General features: G+C 69.4%; 23 protein-coding genes and 1 tRNA gene. 5 read left to right on the top strand and 19 right to left on the bottom strand.

Annotated elements, in window-relative coordinates; translation table 11 throughout:
* Nucleotides 1-63: 63 nt before the first annotated feature.
* Nucleotides 64-1,662 (bottom strand): ricin-type beta-trefoil lectin domain protein, encoded by a 1,599-nt coding sequence (locus KBX50_RS08705; RefSeq protein ID WP_210936144.1) that lies wholly within the window; start codon nt 1,660-1,662, stop codon nt 64-66.
* A gap of 181 nt (nt 1,663-1,843) precedes the next feature.
* Nucleotides 1,844-4,096 (bottom strand): hypothetical protein, encoded by a 2,253-nt coding sequence (locus tag KBX50_RS08700; RefSeq protein WP_210936142.1) that lies wholly within the window; start codon nt 4,094-4,096, stop codon nt 1,844-1,846.
* A 124-nt stretch (nt 4,097-4,220) separates the two neighbouring features.
* Here KBX50_RS08700 and KBX50_RS08695 point away from each other — a divergent pair, with 124 nt between their 5' ends.
* Nucleotides 4,221-4,925 (top strand): glycosyltransferase family 2 protein, encoded by a 705-nt coding sequence (locus KBX50_RS08695; RefSeq protein WP_093410897.1) that lies wholly within the window; start codon nt 4,221-4,223, stop codon nt 4,923-4,925.
* A 95-nt stretch (nt 4,926-5,020) separates the two neighbouring features.
* Here KBX50_RS08695 and KBX50_RS08690 read toward each other — a convergent pair whose 3' ends face one another.
* Complete coding sequence (locus tag KBX50_RS08690) at nt 5,021-5,908, bottom strand: transketolase family protein (protein WP_210936140.1); 888 nt, start codon at nt 5,906-5,908, stop codon at nt 5,021-5,023.
* A 2-nt stretch (nt 5,909-5,910) separates the two neighbouring features.
* The gene (locus KBX50_RS08685; protein WP_210936138.1) at nt 5,911-6,636 is read right to left on the bottom strand and encodes a transketolase; all 726 of its coding nucleotides are present in this window, start codon (nt 6,634-6,636) and stop codon (nt 5,911-5,913) included.
* Between the two features lie 46 nt (nt 6,637-6,682).
* On the opposite strand from KBX50_RS08685, the gene soxR reads away from it, so the two are divergent.
* Complete coding sequence (gene soxR, locus KBX50_RS08680; RefSeq protein ID WP_210936136.1) at nt 6,683-7,120, top strand: redox-sensitive transcriptional activator SoxR; 438 nt, start codon at nt 6,683-6,685, stop codon at nt 7,118-7,120.
* A gap of 84 nt (nt 7,121-7,204) precedes the next feature.
* Here soxR and KBX50_RS08675 read toward each other — a convergent pair whose 3' ends face one another.
* Nucleotides 7,205-8,182, bottom strand: coding sequence for an NAD(P)H-quinone oxidoreductase (locus tag KBX50_RS08675; protein ID WP_210936134.1), 978 nt, complete (start codon nt 8,180-8,182; stop codon nt 7,205-7,207).
* 149 nt (nt 8,183-8,331) lie between these two features.
* Here KBX50_RS08675 and KBX50_RS08670 point away from each other — a divergent pair.
* Nucleotides 8,332-8,418, top strand: a tRNA-Ser gene (locus KBX50_RS08670).
* 124 nt (nt 8,419-8,542) lie between these two features.
* On the opposite strand, the gene KBX50_RS08665 is transcribed toward KBX50_RS08670, so the two are convergent.
* The 13 genes from KBX50_RS08665 to KBX50_RS08605 form a co-directional block, all read right to left on the bottom strand.
* A complete protein-coding gene (locus KBX50_RS08665) occupies nt 8,543-9,946 on the bottom strand; it encodes a tyrosine-type recombinase/integrase (RefSeq protein ID WP_210936132.1) in 1,404 nt (467 codons plus the stop codon).
* Complete coding sequence (locus tag KBX50_RS08660) at nt 9,943-10,143, bottom strand: AlpA family transcriptional regulator (protein WP_210936130.1); 201 nt, start codon at nt 10,141-10,143, stop codon at nt 9,943-9,945. The genes KBX50_RS08665 and KBX50_RS08660 overlap by 4 nt, the downstream gene beginning before the upstream one ends.
* Entirely contained in the window at nt 10,140-10,337 is a 198-nt protein-coding gene (locus KBX50_RS08655) for a hypothetical protein (RefSeq protein ID WP_210936377.1), read from the bottom strand. Before KBX50_RS08655 ends, KBX50_RS08660 begins: the two co-directional genes overlap by 4 nt.
* A gap of 338 nt (nt 10,338-10,675) precedes the next feature.
* Entirely contained in the window at nt 10,676-12,280 is a 1,605-nt protein-coding gene (locus KBX50_RS08650) for a YfjI family protein (RefSeq protein ID WP_210936128.1), read from the bottom strand.
* Nucleotides 12,277-13,185, bottom strand: coding sequence for a bifunctional DNA primase/polymerase (locus tag KBX50_RS08645; protein ID WP_210936126.1), 909 nt, complete (start codon nt 13,183-13,185; stop codon nt 12,277-12,279). Before KBX50_RS08645 ends, KBX50_RS08650 begins: the two co-directional genes overlap by 4 nt.
* A 15-nt stretch (nt 13,186-13,200) precedes the next feature.
* Nucleotides 13,201-13,497 carry a hypothetical protein gene (locus tag KBX50_RS08640; RefSeq protein WP_210936124.1) on the bottom strand — a complete coding sequence of 99 codons (297 nt, stop codon included), beginning with the start codon at nt 13,495-13,497 and terminating at the stop codon, nt 13,201-13,203.
* Nucleotides 13,497-13,787, bottom strand: coding sequence for a hypothetical protein (locus KBX50_RS08635; RefSeq protein ID WP_210936123.1), 291 nt, complete (start codon nt 13,785-13,787; stop codon nt 13,497-13,499). The genes KBX50_RS08640 and KBX50_RS08635 overlap by 1 nt, the downstream gene beginning before the upstream one ends.
* Nucleotides 13,784-14,032 carry a hypothetical protein gene (locus tag KBX50_RS08630; protein ID WP_210936122.1) on the bottom strand — a complete coding sequence of 83 codons (249 nt, stop codon included), beginning with the start codon at nt 14,030-14,032 and terminating at the stop codon, nt 13,784-13,786. Before KBX50_RS08630 ends, KBX50_RS08635 begins: the two co-directional genes overlap by 4 nt.
* Before the next feature lie 142 nt (nt 14,033-14,174).
* Entirely contained in the window at nt 14,175-16,397 is a 2,223-nt protein-coding gene (locus KBX50_RS08625; protein WP_307870889.1) for a cell division protein FtsK, read from the bottom strand.
* 22 nt (nt 16,398-16,419) lie between these two features.
* Nucleotides 16,420-16,887 (bottom strand): DUF3307 domain-containing protein, encoded by a 468-nt coding sequence (locus KBX50_RS08620; protein ID WP_210936121.1) that lies wholly within the window; start codon nt 16,885-16,887, stop codon nt 16,420-16,422.
* Nucleotides 16,888-16,979: 92 nt separating this feature from the next.
* Nucleotides 16,980-17,846 (bottom strand): ABC transporter permease, encoded by an 867-nt coding sequence (locus tag KBX50_RS08615; RefSeq protein ID WP_210936120.1) that lies wholly within the window; start codon nt 17,844-17,846, stop codon nt 16,980-16,982.
* Complete coding sequence (locus tag KBX50_RS08610) at nt 17,843-18,217, bottom strand: RRQRL motif-containing zinc-binding protein (RefSeq protein WP_210936119.1); 375 nt, start codon at nt 18,215-18,217, stop codon at nt 17,843-17,845. The genes KBX50_RS08615 and KBX50_RS08610 overlap by 4 nt, the downstream gene beginning before the upstream one ends.
* A gap of 199 nt (nt 18,218-18,416) precedes the next feature.
* The gene (locus tag KBX50_RS08605; RefSeq protein ID WP_307870888.1) at nt 18,417-18,659 is read right to left on the bottom strand and encodes a DUF6284 family protein; all 243 of its coding nucleotides are present in this window, start codon (nt 18,657-18,659) and stop codon (nt 18,417-18,419) included.
* Nucleotides 18,660-19,257: 598 nt separating this feature from the next.
* Here KBX50_RS08605 and KBX50_RS08600 point away from each other — a divergent pair.
* Both KBX50_RS08600 and KBX50_RS08595 read left to right on the top strand, forming a co-directional pair.
* Nucleotides 19,258-20,124 carry a GntR family transcriptional regulator gene (locus KBX50_RS08600; RefSeq protein ID WP_210936351.1) on the top strand — a complete coding sequence of 289 codons (867 nt, stop codon included), beginning with the start codon at nt 19,258-19,260 and terminating at the stop codon, nt 20,122-20,124.
* Nucleotides 20,121-20,816 carry an HAD family hydrolase gene (locus KBX50_RS08595; protein ID WP_210936117.1) on the top strand — a complete coding sequence of 232 codons (696 nt, stop codon included), beginning with the start codon at nt 20,121-20,123 and terminating at the stop codon, nt 20,814-20,816. The genes KBX50_RS08600 and KBX50_RS08595 overlap by 4 nt, the downstream gene beginning before the upstream one ends.
* 121 nt (nt 20,817-20,937) lie before the next feature.
* Here the strand turns inward: KBX50_RS08595 and KBX50_RS08590 are convergent, their stop codons facing one another.
* Entirely contained in the window at nt 20,938-22,413 is a 1,476-nt protein-coding gene (locus KBX50_RS08590) for a hypothetical protein (RefSeq protein WP_210936114.1), read from the bottom strand.
* Nucleotides 22,414-22,417: the final 4 nt, after the last annotated feature.

The raw sequence follows: 22,417 nt of genomic DNA, 5'->3' as shown, positions 1-22,417 counted from the left end.
GGCCCGGCGCGGTGAAATTCGATCACCCGGTGCCGGGCCCGGCGGCCCCGCCCGCCCCCGGCGTCAGTAGACCCGGGAGCCGATGAAGTCGTCCCGCCCGTACCCGACGGGCTGGGCGAACGACCGCGACTCGAACGACCACTGCTGCCGGGAACTGCTGGAGCAGGTGGCCAGGCGCAGTCGGGGCGTACCGAGCAGCGGGTTGTCGAAGGCCAGGCAGAGGTTTGTGGCACCGGCGGCGCGGACCTGGTTGCCGGAGACGGTGAACTTCTGGTTGGCGCCGCCATGGCAGTCGTAGATGTTCACCGCCGTGCCTGACCGCAGCGAACCACCGGCCACGTCCAGGCAGCGGTCGTGCGAGAGCTCGGAGTGCAGCGACTGTCGGGTCGGGTCGTACCAGAAGCCCTGGTTACGTCCGCCATGGCAGCGGTACGACTGCTGGGCCGTGCCGTTGCGTGAGTCGTACCCCTTGCCGTCCACGCAGGTGCCGGTGGCGGCGTTGCGCAGCTGCCGAAACTCCATCAGTCCGGGGTAGAGCTGGCCGTTGCCGGTGCTGGCCGGGTCGACGCAGGTGCCCTGCTGCTGGCCGGAGGCGTAGAACTGGGTGATGCACTGGGCGAACATGCCGTGTCCCCGGTAGTTCGGGTGGAACGACTGGCGGGCCGCGTTCTCGTCCCAGACGCCCAACTCGATGTAGAGCCCGCGTACCGAGGTGTTGTCGGTGCACACCTCGTGGCCGTGGAAGAGACGGCTGGCATCGAGGTAGCGGGTGCCGGTGTTGGCCGCCGCCGCCCGCAGCGCCGACTCGAACAGCGGCACCGCCTTGTTCCGGGCGAACGCGGCGTCGGCGAGGTACAGCAGGCAGCCACCGGCGTACCAGCCGGGGAAGTCCGGGTTGTCCTCCACGTCCGGGCTGGCCGGGCTGGAGTACGACATGAACACCAGTTCGTAGTCGGAGCCGAGGTAGCCGGCGTTCGTCATGGTCTGGCGGATGTCGGTGAGTGCCTCCTCGACGGCCCGGCGGCTGCCGTCGGTGCGTACCGTCCACTGGTCGGTGTAGGTGGGCCAGCAGGGGCCCTGGAAGAAGACGCGGCGGACGGCGCAGTCGGTGGCGACCGGGCCGAACTGGATCGTGCCGTCGCCGTTGGCGCCGGCCACCACCCAGATCAGCTTGATGTGCGTGTTGCGTGCCTTGATCGCGAGATGGTCGCCCTGGTTCAACTCGTTGTGTTGGGTGGGACCGCCGACGATCAAGTTCCACGGCGTCGCACCCGAGCAGGCGATGTTGTAACGCTCGTCGGCGGCGATACCGGTGCGGAAGACCGCCTGGTCGTACGAGCGGTCGCACCAGTTGCCCGGCTGGTGGGTGCCGGGCACGTAGTTGCCGACCCCCTCGCCGGAGATCTGGCTGTCGCCCATGGTGATCAGTGCGCTGCGGCGCTGGTCGAGCGGACGGATGCCGGGAGCGCCGTAGAGCGCGGTGGCCTCGGCGGCACGGATGGTTTCGAGGTGGGCGGGGAGCGGCTGGACGGCGGGACGGTCGGCTGCGGCGGCGGGTGAGGCCGTGGCCAGCATCGGCAGGACGAGAGCGGTGGCGAGGACGGCGACCTCGGCAAGGCGCCGTCGAGGTGTCCGTTCACGCCTGGCGTGGGTACCAGACATCGACGCACTCCTTTCGGTCCGATCGCGGGACGTCGATCGGGTTACCGGACGGTAACGCGCGCGATGCAGGTATGTGAATACGTCTCGGAATACTTACGTGCTGCGCCGAACCGGGCCAATGGCTTCTTTCCGCCCGGACCGCTCGGCGTGCCGCGCTGCCTGGTCACCGCCGGCTGCCCGGTCACGGCCGCTCGGGCAGGGCGTAGCCGACATAGCTGCGGAACTCCAGCCGCCAGCCGGTGGGCAGCAGGCCGGTGCAGAGTTTCCGGCTGCCGACACAGAGGATCGCGTCAAGCGAGGCCGGGTCGGCCGGTGGTCGGTCGTCCAGCACCGACTGAAGCGCCAGCAGGTCCGGCGGCGTACCGTCCGCGTCGCGGAGCAGCAGCCACCAGGGGTACTCCCAGTCGTCATTGCGCTGGGACAACCCGATCCGGCGCGCGCCGGCAGCCCGGACCGCGTCGGCCGCCCAGCGGTACTCCTCCGCCCACTGTGGACGCCGCACGAACCGGCTCTCCCAGTCGGAGGTGGTGAAGACCGAGCCCGTGCCGACCAGCCGGCGCGGGAAGCCGTACGACACCGACAACACCCCGGCCAGTGCGCAGGTGGCCAGCACCGTCACCGCGAGCCCGGCGGCGACGGGCCGCCTGCCATCGCTGCCCGCCGGGCCGCCGCGCCGTTCGCGGAGGCGGGAGCCGAGCTGACCCGAGCGGCGGAAGAGGGCGTCGAGCCAGAGGCCGGCCAGCGGCACCGAGGCCGCCAGGGCATAGAGGATCAGGCGGTTCCCCCACGGCTGCCACTTGATCATCGCGGTGTGCAGCACCACGGCGAGGACCACCACCAGGGCGTACGCGCGCAGCGCCCCCGCCGCGCCCGGACTGACCCGGGCCGGGCGGCGCAGCGCCGCCACCGCACCGATCAGCGCCAGCGCACCGGCCAGCGGGAAGGCGACCCGGTCCTCGTCGGGATACCAGGACGCGACCGGGAAGATCTCCCGCCCGAACGTGATCGCGCGGTCCTGCGGGTCGACCCCGATCAGGCCGGCCACCCCGATGATCGCCTCGGCGGACACCTCGCGCAGCGGCGCCAGCGGAGTGTCCAGTGCGGTGTGTGCAATCCGGAGCGCGTTCACCAGCACCGACGGTGGGTCGTGCCGCTCCATCGGAACCGACTCGCGCAGCCGCTCCGGCCCGAGCGGGTGGCCGAACTCGGCGTACACCCGGCCCAGGAAGGGGCCGACCACCGCGGCGGCCACCAGCAGGATCAGGACCGAGGCGCCGACGGTACGGGTGATCCCGGCGACCGGAGTCCGGCGGAGCGTGGCCGGCCGGTCGGCGTACGCCAGGCGTAGCTGGCCCACCCCCCAGAGCACCAGCAGCGGACCGACCGCGAGCAGGCCGCTGGTCTTGGTGACCGCGGTCAGCCCGGTGGCCGCCCCGAGAACCAGCAGGTCACCCAGGTGCGCACGGCGGCGCAGCCCGTCCAGCGCGAGCGTGCCGGCGCAGAGCACCCAGGCGGCGCAGACCAGATCGGTCTGGGTACTGGTCGCCTGCAGGGTCACCATCGGTGTGCTGGCCAGCAGGAACACGGTGAGCAACTGGGCCCGCCGGCCACCGCCGAGCTGCGCGGTCACCCGGGCGACCGCGAGCAGGCAGACCAGTCCGGCGGCCCACTGCACCAGGTGGTGCAGCGCGTCGCCGCCGGTGAGCAGCCGCAGGTGCAGCAGCAGGTACTCGGCACCCGGCGGGATGGTCACCTGGCGGTGGATCGCGGTCGCCCAGAACGTCAGGTCGCCCTGGGCCACCCAGCGTTCCACCTTGGGCAGGTGGTAGGTCTGCGAGTCGTAGTTGTTGGGTGCGGCCAGCAGGGCGATCAGCAGCTCGACCAGGAGCAGCCCGGCGACCGTACCGGCGAGCAGCCGCTCACCACGGCTGGCCGTACGCCAGAAAGCGCTGGCGGCGCTGCGCCAGCCGCCGGCCAGCGGTCGGTCCGGTCCGGACGGTGTCGACGGCCGGTCCGGTCCCACGGCGACCGTGGCAACCCGCGCGCCCGACGGCTCGGCGAGGACGCCCGCTGATCCGGGCGAAAGGGATTGCGGGGGGTCCGCTGACGACGGGCCGGCACCTTCGACCGGGACCATGGCACGCTCTTCGGCCTTGCGGGCCGTGGCGTCGGCCCGTCGGCGCCACCCGGCGGCCGCTGCCGCCACCGCGAGGAAGAGCAACCAGGCCAGGCCAAAGGCGGGCGTGGTGAGCAGCCGCAGCGCGCCCAGCACCTCGACGGTGGTCACCGCGACGGCACCGACGGCGAGGGTCGCCCGGAGCGCCCCGAGTCGCCGTGGTGCCACGGTCTCCGCGTCGCGTGGCCGTAACGTCACGCTGAGCAGAACGAGGGCGGCGACGGGAACCAAGACGAACGGGAAGCCGGCGGCCGACATGGCGGAAGTAAACACCATCAGTCTGAATGCCCGGCCGTGGATCGCCGTCGGTGGTCGTCGCCACTCGGCTGACCTGCCGGGCTAGGCTATGGCCGACACATTACCCGCCCTCGTGGAGATTCCCGTGAAGCTGTCGATCCTCATGCCGGTCTACAACGAGGAAGAACGCATCGCGGATGCCCTCAAGCAGGCGCTGGCGGTCGAGTACCCCTGTGAGATCGAGCTCGTGGTGGTCGACGACGGCAGCCGCGACGGCACCGGGGAGATCCTCGGGCGCGCCGACGACGCCCGGTTGAGGGTCATCACGCACCAGCGCAACGCGGGCAAGGGCGCGGCCATTCGCACGGCGGTGGCCAACGCCGAGGGCGAGTACATGGTCATCCTCGACGCCGACCTGGAGTACGACCCACAGGACATCCCCAAGCTGCTGGCCCCGGTGCTGGACGGGCGGGCGACGGTGGTCTACGGCAACCGCACCTTCGGCAGCCACAGCGCCTACAGCTTCTGGTACGTGATGGGCAACAAGGGCGTCACCATGGCGGCGAACGTGCTGTTCAACTCCTACATCGGAGACCTGGAGACCTGCTTCAAGCTGATGCCGGTCGCGCTCTACCGCTCGTTGGACGTCCGATCCCGAGGGTTCGGCATGGAGGCCGAGGTGACCGGCAAGCTGCTGCGTCGCCGCATCCGGCCGTACGAGGTGCCGATCAGCTACCGGGCCCGGGGCCGCGAGGAAGGCAAGAAGATCACCTGGCGGGACGGCGTCGAGGCGATCTGGATCCTCGGCCGGGAGCGCACCCGTCGCAACCCCGACGCCTCGGCCCGCTGACCGCCCGCCGGTCGAGGCGATGGGGCGGCGCCGGTTGCGGCATGTCGGGCCGTACGCCGGCCTCGGAGACCGCGACATGCCGCGAACCGGCACGCTCAGACCAGCGCCGGCGACAGAAAGTCGGTGATCGAGCGGCGTAGGCCGGTCGCGTCCAGCCCGTGCCACCGGGCATGGTCCGCCGCGGAACCGTACCGGCGCAGTTCCTCGCGGCGGACCCCGAGCGCCAACAACCGGTGCGGCCGGTCGGCCAGCGCGTCCGAGACCAGCCGGGTCGAGGTGCCCGCCAGGTACGGCTCGACCAGGATCACCGCACTGGCCGCGAGCGCCCGCAGGCCGGCGGTGTCGAACGGGCGCGGGCGATGGGTGTACGCCACGGTGACCGGCAGATCCGAGGTCGCGTCGAGGGCCGCGTCCAACGTGGGACCGACCGCGACCAGCAGCGCCGCCCCCGGGCCGGCGTCCCGGAGCACCCGCAGGTCGCCCGCCTCCGGGTACGCCTGCGCGTTGCTCTGGGTGGAGAGCCGCACGTATGCCGAGTCCTGGCCGCAGACCACGTCGCGCAGCAACCCGGGGACCTCGTCCCGATGGCCGGGTACGTGCACCGTCCAGTTGTGCAGAGTGTCGATCAGTGCGACGTCCGCCGGGCTGAGGTGGGTGCGGCCGGCTGCCGCGCGGTCGTACGACGCCCCGACGCTGACCAGCACCGCGCCCACCCCTTGATGATCGAGGTCCAGCTTGATCTGCTCGTACGTCCGCTCCACGAGGAACGGCGCGTAGCTGTGCACGATGGGACGCAGCCCGGTCAGTGCCAGGCCCCCCGCCACTCCCAACATGAGTTGTTCCCGGATGCCGACGTTGACCACCCGGTCGGGGTGCTGGGCGGCGGCGGGAGCGAACGCCTCGGCGGAGATGTCGGCCAGCACGATGACGGTCCGCGGGTCGTTCAGGAAGGCGGTTGTGGTGGCCACGAAGGTGTCCCGCACGATCACTCACCGTCCCTGACGACCGCTACGACGGCGTGCGGCCGGTGGCCGTGGTGCCCGGTCAACGCCGGGTGGAGGGCGTCCCGGTCCCGCCCGTCGACCGTGGCGGCGGTCCATCCGTTGACCGTGAACCGGGTGGCCACTCCGCCCGGCCAGCCGTGCGTGGCGGAGGCGTTGTCCACCACGATCGCGGTCAGGTTGCCGAGGCCGACCGCGCCGGCGTACGCGATCGCCTCGTGGTTGGAGCCCTCGTCGAGTTCGGCGTCGCCGAGCAGCACGTACACCCGGGGGTCGGGCCGGCCCTGGGCGCGTAGCCCCAGGGCGGTGCCGATGCCCAGACCCAGGCCGTGCCCGAGCGAGCCCGAGCCGATCTCCACGCCGGGGATCAGGGTGCGGTCCGGATGGTCGCCGAGCCGGCTCGACGGCCCACCCTGGTCGTCCAGCCAGTCGGGCGGGATGAAGCCCTTCGCGGCGAGCAGCGCATAGTAGCCGGCCACCGCGTGACCTTTGGAGAGCAGGAAACGGTCGCGGTGGGGGTCGTCGACGGTCGCCGGGGTGATCCGCAGCACCCGGTCGTAGAGCACCTGGAGCACGTCGAGGGTGGACAGGACGTTGGCACCGAACTGCCGGCCGGCGCGAACGCGCTCCAGCAGCGGTGCGACCGGATCGCGCCCGTCGAGCGGCGCGGCGGCCTCGGCGACCCGGGCCGTGGTGGCGAGTGTGGTCATACGGATAGCCTGCAAGTTGAAGCGAGGTTCAACTCAAGGCGACGTGATGCAGGAAGCATTGACCATCGGTCAACTCTCCGCCCGAAGCGGGGTGGCGCAGTCCGCGCTGCGCTACTACGAGCGGCTGGGGCTCATCCGGGCCGAGCGGACCAGCGGCAACCAACGCCGCTACCACCGCACCGAGCTGCGCCGGGTGGCCTTCATCCGGATCGCTCAGCAGGTCGGCATCTCGCTGGAGGAGATCCGGTCCGCACTCGACTCGCTGCCGGCCGCCCGTACCCCCACCGCCGAGGACTGGGCCAAGCTCTCCACGACCTGGCGGGCCCGGCTGGACGAGAAGATCAGGTTGATGAGTCGGCTCCGCGACGACCTGGACGCCTGCATCGGGTGTGGCTGTCTCTCGCTGCGCCGCTGCACCCTCTACAACCCGGAGGACAATCTGGGCGGTGAGGGCCCCGGAGCCCGACTCGTACTGCCCGGCTAGCTTCCGCCCGGCTGCCCGGCTGCCCGACTGCCCGGCTGCCCGGCTGCCCGGCTGCCCGGCTGCCGGTGGCGGGCACGGCACCGCTCAGCCGACGGTGAGCAGCACCTTGCCGACGTGCTCGTTCGACGCCACGAGCCGGTGCGCCTGCGCCGCGTCGATGATCGGCAGCCGCCGGTCGATCACCGGACGCACCCGGCCCGCCTCGACCAGCGGCCAGACCTGCTCGCGTACCCCGCGTACGATCGCGGCCTTCTGCTCCAGCGGCCGGGAGCGCAGCGCGGTGGCCGCGACCGTGCCGCGCTTGGCCAACAGCGCACCCAGATCCAACTCACTCTTGCGGCCGCCCTGCATGCCGATCACCACCAGCCGCCCGTCGGCGGCCAGGGCGGCCACGTTCCGGCCCAGGTACGACGCGCCCATGATGTCCAGGACGACATCCGCGCCCCGGCCGTCGGTGGCCTGCCGAACCTCCTCGACAAAGTCCTGCTCCCGGTAGTCGACAAGCAGGTCGGCGCCCAGCTCACGCAGCCGCTCGTGCTTGGCGGCCCGCGCGGTCGCCACCACCGTCGCGCCGAGCGCGGCACCGAGCTGGATCGCGAACGTGCCGATCCCGCTGCCACCGCCGTGCACCAGCAGCGTCTCTCCCGCCGTCAGACGAGCCACCTGCACCACGTTCGACCAGACCGTGCACGCCACCTCCGGCAACCCCGCGGCGTCGACCAGATCGACGCCGGCCGGCACCGGCAGCAACTGCCCGGCGGGCACGGCCACCCGTTCGGCGTACCCGCCGCCGGCCAGCAGCGCGCAGACCTGGTCACCCACCCGCGCGCCGGCCACGTCGGGACCGGTCGCGCTGACCACCCCCGAGCATTCCAACCCTGGGTACGCGGGCGCGCCCGGCGGAGGCGGATAGTGCCCCTGCCGCTGCAACAGGTCGGCCCGATTCACCGCAGTGGCCCGCACGTCCACGATCACCTCACCCGGACCCGGCTGCGGGTCCGGCACCTCGCTCCAGCTCAGTACGTCAGGTCCGCCGGGCTCCGCAATGGTGATCGCTCGCATGGCCCAGTCTTACCCGATCCCGGGCCGACTCCACGTCGGCGGCCCCGGGCACCACCCAGCGTCAGTGGTCACGGCGCACCGGGTAGCTCGGCCGTTCGCTGACGTACGCGGCGTGGCAGACTAGGCACGGCCGCGCACCGCGTGGTCCGGGAGGGTTCGCCTAGTGGCCGATGGCGCTGGTCTTGAAAACCGGTAAGGCAGCGATGTCTTCGTGGGTTCGAATCCCACACCCTCCGCCCACCTGGACAGCAAAAACGCCCCCTGACCAGCGCGAACGCTGATCAGGGGGCGCGTCTATTGGTAGTGAATGAGTCTCACTTTGTCTCGCCCGGTGCCGCCGTGTCTCACTGGTCGTGTCGTTTACGTGTCGGCGTCACCCGGCGCTTCCTCGGCCTGGTCGTCGCTGCCTAACGCTCCCTCGATTCGCTTCCGGGCGGCCTCATCCTGGCCGTCGATGCACGAGGCGTAGACCTTCAACAGCACATGCACGCTGTGCCCCGCCCATTGGGCGACCTGGGTAGCCGGCACTCCGGCGTTCAGCCAGAGCGACACGGCCGCGTGCCGCAGGTCGTACGGCCGGTGCGCCAGAGGTGAGCGCTGCTGAGCCGGTGTCAGCGCTGCCTCGCGTGCCTGCCGCCAGGCGCGCAGATAGGTGCTCTTGGACACCGGGGCGGGTCGCGCGCCAGCGGCGTTGAACATCCGCCCGTTGGCGTCGCGGCAGTGCCTCCCGACGTGCTGCCGCAGGATGCGAACCAACTCCGGGCAGGCCGGCACGTCACGGGTCGCCTTCTTCGCCCGGTGCTTCAACTCCCGGTCTTCCAACGATTTGCCGCTGTCGCTCCAATCCTCGCCAACTTGCTGAGTTGAGCCACTGAGGTGAAGCCAACCCCACCCCTTTTCGGGCAGCTCGCATTCGTCTGCGCGTAGGTGGATTACCTCGGAGGGACGGAGCGCGGCGAAGTACATGCAGGCGAAGAAGCCTTCCAAGTGTGGATCGCGCTTGCGCACTGCCGAGAGTAGGGAACGTGCCTGTTCAGGATTCACGACCACCTTCCGGTCAACCTGATCGGTGTTCTTCGGCGCTCGCCACTGAATGAAGTCCATTGGGTGCGCTTCGAGATAGCGAAGTTCAACTGCGTACTTCAAGGCGCTGTAGAAGACGGCCCGCTTTCTTGCCACTGTGTTCGCTGGGGCCGGGCCACCGTCGATCCGAACCGTGAGAGCGTCAAGTGCCTTCCGGATGGTGGCTGGATTTGCCACGTCGGTTAGCGGCAGCGTGTTCGCGGTGAGCCACCGGATGACCGGCGCAAGGTGCTCCGGCGGTTTGCCGTTGTCTCGGTCGCGCTGCAACTTGTTGAAGGTCCAGGTGTAGAGGGCGTGCCGGATCTCGGCCTCATCCGGTGCGCCGCGTGACGTGGCGAGCAGGGCGAGCGTGACCGTGGTGAGCGCATCGGCGATGCTCTTGCGCTGAGTTGCTGCCGCACGTGGCCACTTCATATCCACGAACGCAACGGCGACGTCGTACCAATTCCGGCTGTTCAGTTCCCGTGCCATCGGTTCCGGTAGCCCGGTCTTCTCATCGAATGCCGTTCCCTCGCGCTGCGCTACGACCAGCTTTGATCGGAAGCTCTCGGCGAGTGCCCGAGTGGCGTACGTGTTTCGGAACGGCTTGCCGGCGACCTTCCATCGGACCGTGTACGACTTCCGCTTGCCCGATAGGTCGTTGGCCAGGATCGCGTGAATCCGAACGTCGTAGCTGCTCAAGCGGCCTCCTCGTGATCGTTGAGCCAGTTGTCCAGGTCGCGGCGGCGTACGTAGAGGCTTCCGTTCGGGTACTTGATGGTTCGGGGTGCGCGGCCGGTGGCCTTCCAGCGGAAGAAGGTCGACCGGGGTACGCGAAGTTCGTCCAGCACTTCGGCGAGGGTGAGCAGGTTGCCGGTGGAAGTGCGGCGGGCGGTCATCGGCGGGTGTCCTCCCTCGGGGTGGCGTCGATGTAGAGGCGCTGGAACATCGGGGATCGGGGATCGGGGTAGGGCCGGGACGCAGAGCGGATGTGCAGCACTCGGGCGATGGCGTTGAGTGCTGCGGCTGTTTCAGCGGGTGTGCCGTGCAGCCTGATTCGCACGGTGGCGGCCTTCCGGTCGGTGGCGGTCACTTGTGGAGGTACGGGGAGGTGTCGCCGCAGAACGGCGTAGAGCGGCCCGCTGAGAGCGCCGTGGAGGCAAGATCTCGGGTGTTCCGGTGTAGGGCGTAGGGCGTGGCGCTCTCAGGCGCTCTCAGCGGGCCGTTTCCGGCCACCGGTGGACCGGTCGGATGCCGGTGCCGCCCGGCGGTGGGGCCGGGAAGCGTTGACACGTTGACAATCCGCCGACATTCGAGCGTTTCCGCAGGTGGCGGCGGGTGTGTGGGTGTCAACGGTGCCCGTTGACAGGCGTTGACACCCGTTGACACCGGGCGGGCTGATGGTGGGTTGTCAACGCCTGTCAACGGCTGTCAACGCGGCCCGTTGACACCCTCGCCCGTGTCCTGACCTGCGGAAACGCCGCTGGCGAGGTCGGATGTCAGCGTGTCAACGCTTCCGGGCTCCTGCTCGGCGGTGGCACGTGGGTGCAGTTCGTAGCGTCCGTCCGGCCCGGTGCGGACCCATCCGAGCGCGGCCAACTCGGCGAGCACCGCCGACACGTCATCGGACTTCGGTAGCCGGCGAGACACCCGGCGGTGTAGCTCCCGGCGGGTGAAGGCGGTCATGCCCTTGCCGGTGAGCACGCCGAGCACGTACCGGGCGTTCTCCACCGCGCTGTCGGTGCCGATCGCGGTGAGGGCGGTCCGGTAGTGCGCGGCGAAGAACTCGGCCAGCCGTACGGCGTCGCCCATGCGGTCGGCGTCGATCGGCCGCAGCCACGCATCGGTCGGATGGTGCGCCACATGCAGCAGCCCGGCCAGCCGCAGGGTTGCGCCGGTGAGCTTGTTGCCCCACTCGCGCATGTCGTACAGGCTTCCGCCGGGCCGCAGCTCGGCTTCGACCTGCTCGGCGGCGGCCCGCCGCACCCGTCCGGCGTCGTCGGTGAGGGTGACCACGTCCGGGTCGGGCCACTCGGCGAACGTCGCGGCCAGGTCGTGCACCCGGTGCCGGTAGCCGGCGGTCACCTGCTCCGGCACCGGCGGCGTGTCCACCGGCCGATACCCCGCCAGGGATCGGGGTAGGGCGAACAGGAACCGGGCCGGCAGGCCACGCCCGGCCAGGTCGGCGTTCCCGCCGAACTTGCGCAGCACGGTCGGTTGCGCCATCACGCACACGGTCAATGCGGGCTTGTCGACGGATGCGCCTTCGCGGGTCTGCCGCTCATTGCTCATCGGCTGCCCGGCGTGGCCTTTCAGGTAGGGGTCAAGGTTCGGCGCACCGGAGTACCGACCGGCGAGGGTGTCGAAAATCCCGCCCTCATCCGAGATGATCGCCATCCGGCCACCATTCGCGGCCATCAACCCGATCAACGCTTCCGGGGTAGCGTCGTCCACGATCAGTTTCGGCAGGGTCGGCACCGTGATCGCCTCGGCGGCGATGGCAGCGGCGACCGCCTCGGCCGCTGCTTCGTCGCGCTTGTGCGGGTCGCTGGCCTTCGCCGCTGCCGTCTTCGCCTGCTCGGCCTGCCGGTCGGCGATGTCCCGCAGCGCGGCGGCCTCAGCGATCCGAGGCCGCGCCGCCTCGGCGAGCGTCGACTGAGCGACGAACAGAGGCGCGGTCATCGCCCGATGCACCGGGGACTTCCGTTCACCGGGGCCGGCGATGACGGCGGCGAAGACGTTCACCGGCTCCCGCCACCCGGGCACCGGTTCGACTTCCAACCGGCCACCCGCGCACGCGGACAGCACGGCCATGGCGAGGGTGCCGGCCATCGCCGGGTCGGTGGCGGTGAACCGGGCCACACCGGTCACCATGTCGCCCAACCATCGGGGAAACACCTCCACCGGAAACGGCGGCGGCGCGGTGGTGGGGCCGGTCAAGGGCACTGGAACATCCCACAACGGCCCGCCCGGCGACTGCTCGCCGGTGGCGTCCGGGTGGTCGGTGGTCACGAGGTGCAGACGGGCGGCGCTCATGCGGCCACCTGCCGAGGCCGGCGGGCACCGGCGGTCAGGCCGGATCGGACGGTGCGGTACGCCTCGGCGGTGCGCAGCCCGGCTGTCACGCCTGCCTGTTCCAGCACGCTGTGAGCGTCATCCTCGGTCAGCCCGCCACCGGCCACGAGTTGCCCGAGCGCGACGGCGGCCACGTACAGGCTGCGGTTCCGCTCACCCGGCGCGGCGGCGGTCACCCGGTCGACTTCCCGGGCGATGGCGGCCCGCACGTAGGCACCGGCCCGCCCGGTGCCGAGGTCGACAACCACGGGCCGCTGCGGCGGCATCGGTGCGGGGGCGAGCAGGTCGGCGAGCCAGGTCGGCAGCGGTGCGGGATCGACGTCGAGCGCCACCGTGTAGGGCCGTGCGGAGACGGTGCTACCGGCGGCTACGACGTAGCCACCGGCGGCGCGGGTGTCGACCATCGGCCCGAGCGTCCCGGCGGTGTTCCGCAGGGTCGGGCCGGTGGTCGGGTGCTGGTAGTAGAGGTGGGTGCCGCCTCGGCCGGTGGTGACGGTGTAGGTCGGGTCGATGGTCGCCCGGTGGGTGTCGGCCAGTTCGGCGAGCACCGCCAGGCCGTCCCGCCCACCCGCCTCGGCGGACCGTTTCGGGGTGTCCAGGTCGAGCACCACGAGGCGAGACGGTCCGCACGCGATGCCGATGCCGTACGGGCGGGCGGACCATGCGCGGCGGATGCGGTCCGGGTCGGTGGTGGCCCGGTCTTCCCACCCGAGGTGCCGGCCAGCAGCGCGGCAGCGCGGGTCGCGGCCGGTGCACTGCTCGGTGGGGTGGTCGGGGAAGGCGGGTCGTTTGTCGTCGGGTCGCAGCGGGAAGACGTGCCATCCGCGTTCGGCGTGGCCGAGCGCAGCGGTGAGTAGGTCAGGCATGGGAATGTCTCCTGATCAGGCGGTCTTGCGGCGGGCGGTGTCCAGGTCGAGCAGCGCCGCGCCGCCGGTGTCCGGCGTGCGCCCTGACGGCCGGGTGGCGGTGGCGACGGACAGCCGCAGGTAAAGGCGGCACCGACCGGCATCAGCGCCGGTCAGCGGTCGGCGGGTGCCGCGTTGGGCGATCCGGTGCCCGGCGGCGGCGAAAGCAGCGGTGGCGGCGTCCAGCTCGGCCGGGGTACCGGTGAGCCAGATCTCCAACCCGGACAGCCGGGCATCGCGCGGGGAAGCGCCGTCGCGGCGCGGCCCGGCCATCACGCGGCCCGGCGCGGCCGAGGTCGCGCCGCGATCGCTGCGCGGGTCACGGCCTGGCGCACGTCGCCGAGCAGGCCGACCAACTGACGGCGGGCGGCCAGCTCGGTCGGGGCGAGCGCCACCCTGACGCGCACCTCGGCGTGGTCGCGGCCGGCGGCGGACCGCACGCGCACGAGCACCGCCCGCGCGTGACCGGCGTCGACCACGATTTCGTCGGAGCGGTGTTCGCCGAGGTTGCAGCGGTGGCCACCGGCACACCAGTCGGTGTGACCGGCGTTCCGGCGGGTCATCGGTGCGCCTCAGCGCGTAGCCGGTGCAGGACGTTGTAGACGCGCCGTCCGGTGCGCAGTCTCATGCCCCGGTCGCAGCGGCGGCAGGCACGCGGCCGACGCAGGAACCGGGTCGTGGTCTGCCCGGTGCCCGCGCAGCGTTGGCAGGTCTTGAACGGCGCGACCCAGCACAGGACGCCGTAACCGAGCGTGATCAGTGCGGGGATGGTGGCGAGGGTGATAGCGGCGATGGTCAGGGGGTCCATGACAGCCTCCTGGGCCGGTTTTCGGGCGTGAAGGGCCGTGAGCTGCTATCCGCTAGATGGCAGCTCATGATTCGGTTTCGGTGCTAGCGGGGGTGCTAGCGCTAGCAGCACGAGCCGCTAGCGCTAGCACCCTCCGGGGTGGTCAGTCAGCCGACCGCTTGCGGTCACGCTCCGCAATCGCGGCGAGGAGGTCGGTGTGCTTGATGCCGCGCCGGGTGACCGACTTGCCGTCGATGCGCCGACCCACATCCGCGACCTTGATCGACGGGTGCGGCTTGAGCGCGGTGGTGAGCTGCGCGGCTTCCCACCCGCCGTAGACGTCGGGTCGCAGCTCGGCGAGCAGACCGCACAGCGTCTCGTTCCACGCCGACTTCTCATCCCCCGGCCACACGCGGGCCAGGTCGCCGAGGACATCGGCGACCGGAGCCACGGTGCGGGTCTGCTCGTCCGGCACGGGCAGCGTCCCGGCCGACTGCCGCAGCGCGACGGCACGGGTGACCACCTGGGCAGCGGTGGCGGTGTTGACGTAGTACGACTTCACCGCCGACGCCTTCGGCCCGAACCCGCGCAGGATGCCCCACCCTGCTTCATCGACCGGCACGAACACCGTGGCACGCAGCCCCTGCTTGTAGGCCGAGGTACCGAGGATCATGTCGTTCGCGGTCTGGTCCGCCACGGACAGGCAGAACCGAGAGTTGACGTTGCGGCTGATGCCGGTCGGCAAGCTGTCCTTGTCCGGGATCTGCGTACCGATCGCGATCATCACGCCGAGCGCACGGCCAAGCTTGATGACCTTCTCCAACTTCTCTCCGGCGTCCTTGCCGTACTTGCTGGTCATCAGCTCTTGCAGCTCATCGAACCAGGCGACGAGGGGGTGAAGGCCGGACCCCTTGAGCGACGCCAGTTCCGGGGTGACCTTGTTCTCCGGTGCCTTGCCCAACCTCGCGTAGTGCTCGATGCGCTTGGAGCGGTGGCGGCACTCCTCGTACAGCCAGTCGATGAACGCGGCACACCGGGCGAGGGTGTCGTCATCGAAGCCGTTGCCGTACTCGTTCATGACCGGCTCCAACACGGCGAAGTCTCCAACGCCCTTCAACTCGTAACCCCGGATCTCCGCACGCGGGTCCAGCGACGCGGCCAGCAGCAACAGCCGCAGCGCGAACGTCTTACCCGATCCGGGCTGACCACCGAACAGCCAGTTCCGGAACATCATCTCCGCGCTGATCGTGTCCAGCCGGGGCGTGGTAGCGAATGGAAACGCCTTGAACAGATCGACCTTCGCCCCGGCCGACAGCAGCGGCCACGGCGGCGGGGTCATCTGCGACGCCGGTTCGTAGCCCACCCACAAAGCAAGGCGTCCGGTGTGGCCGGGTGCCGTCTCGGGCCACACCTGATCCAACGGAAGCCGCATCGCCGAGGCCAGCTTGCCCCGCCGGGCGACCACCTCGGACGCCTCCACCCCGTACGGCAGGTCGACCACCGCCAGGTGGCCGGGGCCGTCGCGGTGGATGTCCACCGGGAAGCTGATCGCCTTCGCGTCCTTGGCCACCGCGGAGTTGATGGCCGGCAGTTGCAGCGACGTCAACGCCCGGCGCACCAGCTCGGCGGTGAGCTTGCGATACCGGGTGCCCTCAGAAACCCGGTCAGTCAGCGGCTTGTCCGCCGGACGGCCGAGCGTCGCCAGCAGCGGCAGTACCGCCAGCAGAGCGACCCACCGCCACCAGGACGGGCCGAGGGCCAGCACGATCGCACCGGCCACCATCGCCCCGGCAGCGCCGGCCAGCACCCACCACCGCCACACGGTCTGACGCTGCCGACGCGCGTCGAGCTTCATCCACGTGTCCGCGTCACCCCGCGACGCGGCGGCCTGCCGCAAGTGCCAGTTGCCTTCCTCGGCGCTGGCCCAGTGCAACGCCCGGCCGACGCCCCGGAACAGACCCAGCGGGGCGTAAACGGCGGTCTTCGCCGCGTACTTCGGCAGCCGCACCGTGTGGTACGCGGCCACGTAACCGGCGTCCTTGCTCTGATGCCGCACAGCGGCGCGCAAGCCACGCCACGAACGCGCCCAGTCGGCCAGGATCGGCCGTCGCTGACGCTGCCGGGCCAGCACATCGCGGGGGATGTCCTCGGCGACGTCGACCGGCCCGCCGTCGCGGTCCGGGTCATCGGCGACGCTCTCCGCATCCTCGCCATCATCGGCCACGTCGCTTCCGTCACCGCCGGGCGTGGCGGTCGCCTGCCGGCGGGCGCGAGCGTCATCTAGGTCGACCACCTCGGCATTCGGGCCGGTGGTGGGGTCGGTCAGGTCCGCCTCGGCGGCCTGCCAGTCGAAACGGTCATCTTCATGAGGGTTGGGGCTAGCCACGATCGTTCTCCTGTCGTGTCGGTCAGGCGGCCATCAGCAGGGCGGAGACGAACAGGAACGCCACGTGCCAGGACTGATCCAGGGCGTACGCGCCGGTCCCGAGACAGGGCTTGTCGTCGTGTCCGGGGCGGGGCGTGCCAAGGGCGTAGAAGCGCGCCGAGCCGAGCGCTTCGGCGATGCGCCGCAGCGGGGTGCGCCGGTCGGCGATGTAGTGCGACACCGCCGAGACGGTCAGCCCCACGCCGACCGCCCACGGGTCCAGCCGCAGCCCGGTGCCGGCGATCAGGAACACCAACGCGAGCAGGGCCGTAAGGGTGTAGGTGGCGACGTGGGCGGCGCATGCGATGCGGCCCGGCCAGCCAGGCAGGCCCTTGTGGTCGGCTTGGTGCTGCGACTGGATCCAGTGGTCGCCCACCTGGTGAGCGACGTAGAGAGCAGCGAAGACGGCGGCGAACGTCGCGGCGTGCGCGCCGGTCGGATCTGCGAGCATGGGTGTTCTCTCCCAAGGTCCGTGAGGGTTGAGGGGTGAGGCCGGCGGCACAGCGCGGTTTCCTAGGCCATGGGCTGTGCCGCCGGGCGGGGCTAGTCGTGCGAGCGAACGAGGTGCGCCAGTGCGGCGCCCATGCCGAGCACCGCCACCGGCAGGCAGGCAACGGCGGTGGTGATCCACCACGGGGCGACCTGCACTCCGGCGGCGACCAGCAGGTGATAAGCCACCTGGCCGAGCGCGCCGACGAGCAGTGAGGCGATGGCCGACCACTTCGCGAACCGTCGTGCCCGCTCGGGAACCCGGCCGGACAGCCACACGTACAGGGCGTACGCGCCGTACGTTTCGACGCCGATCGGGAGGGTGATGGCGGTGTTGATGGCGAACCCGTCGGCGATACCGGGTAGCGGGTGCACCACGCCGAACCCGGTGAGTCCGCCGAGGCCGACCCACCCGGACCAGATCGCCACGAACGCGGGCAGGGCCAGCAGGATGACCGGCCACACCACCGCCGACCGGACCGGCGCTGTCGGGGTGGGCGTGTCCGGGTGACCGACCGTGCCAACCTCGGCGGGCGGCGTGACGGGTGGGATCTTCACCGGCTCGGCGGGCGGCGGCGTGTGCTCGGGCATGACCGGCGTCGGTGCCGGGTCCGGGCCGATCGGTTCGGCGTAGTCCAGCCGGGGCGCGGCCGGCGTGTCGGTGTCGGTGTTTGGTGCCAGCAGGGCACCCCGGACGGCCATCGCGGTCCGCAGTGTGTCGGTGCGGTTCCGGTCGGCGTGCTCGGCCCGCAGCCGGGCGAGCAGTTCGTCGGCCTTCGGTGCGCCGATGCGGAACTCGCGCATCAGCCGGTTGCGCGACGGGAACTCCTGCCCATCCGGCAGTTCCAGCGCGCGGGCGGCGGGCAACAGCTTCTCGACGGGTTGCGGGTACTTGGTGCCGTTGATCGTGGGGGCGGTCATGCTGCTTCCTCCATCGGGTAGGCGCAGTCGACGCACTCGCCGAGCGAGCGCGGGATGCAGTACGGGCGCACCGTGCCGCAGGTCGGACAGGTGCGACGGGCGGTCAACGCCGCACGGATCGCGCGCAGCTGCGCGGGGGTGGCGGTGCGCTTCGGCCGGGCCAAATCGAGGCGGTACAGGTAGGCGGTGCGGGTACCGCCGATGCCACGCCAGAGGATCTGCGCGGCGATTGGCTGGCCACCGGGCCGCAGGCCGGCGGCGCGCAGTTGACGGCGGGTGGCGTAGCCCGGGGGTGCGCCGCGCCACCAGAACGTCGGAATGCCGTACCGCGACCCGTCCGGGTCGTAGTAGGCGGCGCGGATGCGGGACATCAGGCCGCGCGCTGCGGGTCGGTGGCGGCGCTAACCATGAGCAGTGCGTCGTGGTTGTATGGACGCTCCGGCAGCCCAAGCCGACCGGACCAGGCGTGGATACGGTCCGATCCGGGGTTGCCGACCCATGCCAACGGATCGCCACACGTCGCACAGCGACCGGGGTCACCGGCATCGAAACGAACGGTCGGCTTACGCATCACACCGCCGCCCTACGAGCGATGGGCGGCGCGGCCACCTCGGCGGCGGCGCGGGTCACGCGGGCCTCAGCCCGGCGCAGCCTGCGCCAATCCAGGGTCGTCGGTCCGCCGTGGTCCTCGGCGTAGAGCATGGTGATCTGCGCGTCCAACACGTCGAGTTCGGCGGCGATCAGCGGCCACTCGGTGTCGATCGCGGCCAGGTCGGCGGCGGTCGGCTCGGCGGTGGGGAGGTGGGTGATCACTTCGATCGGTTCCTTCCAGAACGGCGAGAGCGCGACACCGGCCGGCAGGGGCGGCAGTGACGCTCATCGGGTGCCAGCGGGGCGAGTCCGCCGCAGCGGTGGCAGGTACGCCAGACGGCGCTGCTCTTGGTGGTCACTCGAACGGCAGCGAAGACGCTCACGGTCATGACGGCTCACCTCCACAAGCGGGGGATCAAGACGGGGAAACCCGGGGTGAGGCCGCGCCCAAGCAGCGCGACACCCCACCCCGGGACAGGTGCAGATGCGAAGAGGCAGAAGACGTTCCGCGCGCCAAGATCGGCCCGCTCGGCCCGCTCGCTCGGGATCTACCGAGGTCGGCCACCGTGTGACTCAAGGCGGGAATACCGCAAGCCAGATCAACGCGGCGCTTCTGCTCTGAAGTTCTCAATGGACGACCACACGGCGGCCCGTTCGCGAACGCTGCAGCCAAAGCCGCAACGCCGACGCAGCAACCGACCGGCTTGTCGTCCCTGGCTAGCCAGGTGCGACGCCATCAACGTAGGTCGGCCTGGCTAGTCAGGTCAAGAGGACGCGGCGAACTTTCCCAACTTGGCTAGTCAGCGCTAGTGTGATCCTCGTGAGCGAGAGTCTTGATTTCCTTGGCCAGCTAGATCCCGACGACCCGAAACAGGCGTCACAGCAGATTGCGAACAAGCTGCGGGCGGCCATCCTCACGCGCCGACTCGCCCCCGGTGACAAGCTGCCGTCACAGCCTGAGCTAGCCACCCGCTACGGCGTGGCACGAGAGACAGTCAAGCGCGCTCTAGACCTGCTCCGGGCAGAGCGACTGATCGTGTCCCGGCAGGGCAGCGGCGCGTTCGTCCGGGCGCAGACACAGCGAGCCGTCGAGCTGCGCCCGCACATCGAAGCAGCGTTCGACCGGCCTCATGTCAGCATCGACTTCGCCGGATTCTCCGGCGAGACGCTCCGCGACGCGCTCGCCGAGGCACTCGACAAGGTTCGCGTCGGTCGACTCGCGCCGGAGACGATCGCCGTGCGAGTCCTGATCTCTGACATGACCGCGCCCATGGCACTGCCGGCACGAGCCGAGACACAGGCCGACGATCCTGCGGTACGCGAACGCGCGGAGCGGATTACCCGCCGAGCGGCAGACGGCATCATCGATCAGGTCGCCGAGCTAGGCGACCTCGGCCTGATCCGGTCGACCACCGTTGAGGTACGGCTACACCGGGCGTCCCCGCTGTTCAAGCTCTACATCCTCAATGGCGAAGAGGTCTTCTACGGCTTCTATCCCGTCGTAGAGCGCACCGTATCGATCAAGGGTGAGCCGCTGGCCATCTATGACCTGATGGGCAAGGACGTGCCACTGTTCCACTACGCCGTCACCGACGACGACACCTCACACGGCACACAGTTCGTAGAAGCGTCCCGCCAGTGGTTCGACTCGGTGTGGTCGACCATCGCCTACCGGTACGACGCATGAACGCCGACCTCGGCCGACTGCTCGACGACGTCGACGCACTACTACTCGACTTCGACGGTCCAGTGTGCAGCATCTTCGCCGGATACCCCGCGCCGCAGGTTGCCGCCGAGCTGGTCGATTTGCTGCGGCGGCACGGCGTCGACGTGCCGCCAGAACTCGCGAGCGAGCCGGACCCGCTTGAAGTGCTACGCCGTACCGGCGCAACCGGAGACCAAGGCGTTACGCAGGCCGTCGAGGATGCACTCTGCGCGGCGGAACACCGAGCCGTCGAGACTGCCGAACCCACACCGTACGGCCGGGAAGTCATCGTGGCGGCACGGCAAGCCGGGATGCCGCTAGCGGTGGTCAGCAACAACTCGGCCGGTGCGGTGAGGGCATACCTGGCAGCGCATCGGCTTGTCGGATACGCGTCGCCGGTTGTCGGCCGGGCATACGCCGCCCCGGATCGCATGAAGCCCAATCCAGAACCGATCCTCCAGGCTGTGCGCGCCGTCGGTGCGACACCGAGCCATTGCGTGCTCGTCGGCGACTCGCTCTCGGACATCGAAGGGGCGCGGGCGGCAGGTGCGCGAGCGATCGGTTATGCCAATCGGCCGGCGAAGGCTGGGACGTTTCGGGCCGCCGGTGCAGACGTGGTGATCACGAGCATGGGACAGGTAGCTAACGTATTGATCGATCGTATCGGCGGCTGATGACACTGCGATCTGCATGTGTAGGAGCAGCCTCCACCACTGGTTGTGGAATCGGTCTTGGGAACCGATGTCGACCAGGCCGAGATGGGCGAGAGGCTGTGGCAGGTGCCGTCGATATCGATCAGGAGCGCTTGCGGCGACGTTTACTGCGAGATCGCTGCACAGGGAAGAGTGATCTGAGTGGCGGATATTCTTCAAGAGAACGTCGCATTAGTGGCATGCGAGCCATCCATGAGGGAATCTTGCCGCCTTCTTCCGCCCTTCCGAACTCCTTAATTGCGTCTACAAGCTGCGGCCAGTCTCTCAGCAGTGCTGATTTGCCGATCAATTCATAGGAGTCCGCAGGCGCGAAGCTTTCCACCTCCTTTCGTGCGGCCTGATCTCCCTCAGTCTCCTGCATGCAGAGCCACAGGTTCAGAGAGATTAGATTGAATGTCGGGTGATCGCGGTGAACGAATGTATCAAGCAGCGTTTCGCAAAGGGAAACGCCATGACGCCACCGTCTTTTGTGTTCAAAATCAATGATCCGATCCAGGAAGAAGTCAATGTTAACCTCCGGGTCTGGGAAGAAGTGCTGTGCCCATCGGAGCGACAAACAGAGGCTTGCCAACTCCAACTGGTCGAGTAGGTAGGACAGGTACTTTGAGTCGGTATCGAGCTTCTCCCACAACGGAATCTCACTCGCGGCACCTTTGTCGATCTCCGCAAGGTACTGGTTGTCTACCCGTCCGCTCGAACCTCGACTATATAGACGCGTCCTCGCTACGGCTTCCCGTATCGCAGGCCAGTCACCCCCAATTAAGTCGATGTCGAACCCGCACCATCGTTCTATACTCTCACGCCACTCGCGTGGGCCACCCCGTACGAACTCTTCAGTTCGTCGATCAATCGCCCACCTCTGGATGTCGGCAGTCTCTGAATTCTTGCCGTAAGACTCTATTACCTTGTATGGAACGGGCGGGAGGTCGCCGAGCGTCTCCGCTCCGGCAATCGTCAATGTGCAACGAGTTAGTGCACCGATGCAGTCCTCAAGTGAGTAAATGCTCTTCGTGAGAAGTGATTCCGAAAGGTGTTCTATCAGCGTAGGCTGAGTCAAAGAAAGGTAGTAGTTTGAGGCGAATCCCAAGTGCACCTCTTTTTCGGCGTATCGCTCTTGGATCTCAGCCCAAATCTCGTTCTCAATCTCGGTAAAGTATTCACCCATGGTGGCGAATACCTGCTCCATGGCGACCGGGTATATATCTTTTCCGTCGGGCTCCTGCTTTGGCGGTTCGTTACCTCGTTCTTTGCGTAGGTCATCCATCTTCTTTTTCAGTCGATCGCCCCGCGACCTCGACAGTCTGCTAACCGCAGCTTCGATTCCAATCCTTTCCTGCACCTCCATTCGCCTGATGTAGGGCCCTAGAGCTGTAGACCGATTAGTCGCGTGCTGTTCGTCGATAATCGAGATTATTTGCCTTGACTTGTCTATGCTAGAGAGGAATATCTTAACCGCGGTCTCGATTGTCAGAAATGCCAAATTCCGGGTCGTGATTCTTCTCGTAGAGTTCGGCTCCGACGAGGGTTCTCCCGACTGGACAGTGTCAGCGTCTGACACGATG

It is taken from the genome of Micromonospora sp. C51, assembly GCF_018070435.1.
Classification (GTDB): domain Bacteria; phylum Actinomycetota; class Actinomycetes; order Mycobacteriales; family Micromonosporaceae; genus Micromonospora; species Micromonospora sediminimaris.
Note: the sequence above shows the minus strand (reverse complement) of the source record. Positions and strands in the feature narration are given on the sequence as shown.

Coding starts and splice junctions, on each gene's coding strand:
- KBX50_RS08705 (WP_210936144.1), bottom strand. CDS start 1,662: ATGTCTGGTACCCACGCCAGGCGTGAACGGACACCTCGACGGCGCCTT.
- KBX50_RS08700 (WP_210936142.1), bottom strand. CDS start 4,096: ATGTCGGCCGCCGGCTTCCCGTTCGTCTTGGTTCCCGTCGCCGCCCTC.
- KBX50_RS08685 (WP_210936138.1), bottom strand. CDS start 6,636: ATGACCACACTCGCCACCACGGCCCGGGTCGCCGAGGCCGCCGCGCCG.
- soxR (WP_210936136.1), top strand. CDS start 6,683: ATGCAGGAAGCATTGACCATCGGTCAACTCTCCGCCCGAAGCGGGGTG.
- KBX50_RS08675 (WP_210936134.1), bottom strand. CDS start 8,182: ATGCGAGCGATCACCATTGCGGAGCCCGGCGGACCTGACGTACTGAGC.
- KBX50_RS08660 (WP_210936130.1), bottom strand. CDS start 10,143: ATGACCGCCCGCCGCACTTCCACCGGCAACCTGCTCACCCTCGCCGAA.
- KBX50_RS08650 (WP_210936128.1), bottom strand. CDS start 12,280: ATGAGCGCCGCCCGTCTGCACCTCGTGACCACCGACCACCCGGACGCC.
- KBX50_RS08645 (WP_210936126.1), bottom strand. CDS start 13,185: ATGCCTGACCTACTCACCGCTGCGCTCGGCCACGCCGAACGCGGATGG.
- KBX50_RS08640 (WP_210936124.1), bottom strand. CDS start 13,497: ATGGCCGGGCCGCGCCGCGACGGCGCTTCCCCGCGCGATGCCCGGCTG.
- KBX50_RS08635 (WP_210936123.1), bottom strand. CDS start 13,787: ATGACCCGCCGGAACGCCGGTCACACCGACTGGTGTGCCGGTGGCCAC.
- KBX50_RS08630 (WP_210936122.1), bottom strand. CDS start 14,032: ATGGACCCCCTGACCATCGCCGCTATCACCCTCGCCACCATCCCCGCA.
- KBX50_RS08620 (WP_210936121.1), bottom strand. CDS start 16,887: ATGCTCGCAGATCCGACCGGCGCGCACGCCGCGACGTTCGCCGCCGTC.
- KBX50_RS08615 (WP_210936120.1), bottom strand. CDS start 17,846: ATGACCGCCCCCACGATCAACGGCACCAAGTACCCGCAACCCGTCGAG.
- KBX50_RS08610 (WP_210936119.1), bottom strand. CDS start 18,217: ATGTCCCGCATCCGCGCCGCCTACTACGACCCGGACGGGTCGCGGTAC.
- KBX50_RS08595 (WP_210936117.1), top strand. CDS start 20,121: ATGAACGCCGACCTCGGCCGACTGCTCGACGACGTCGACGCACTACTA.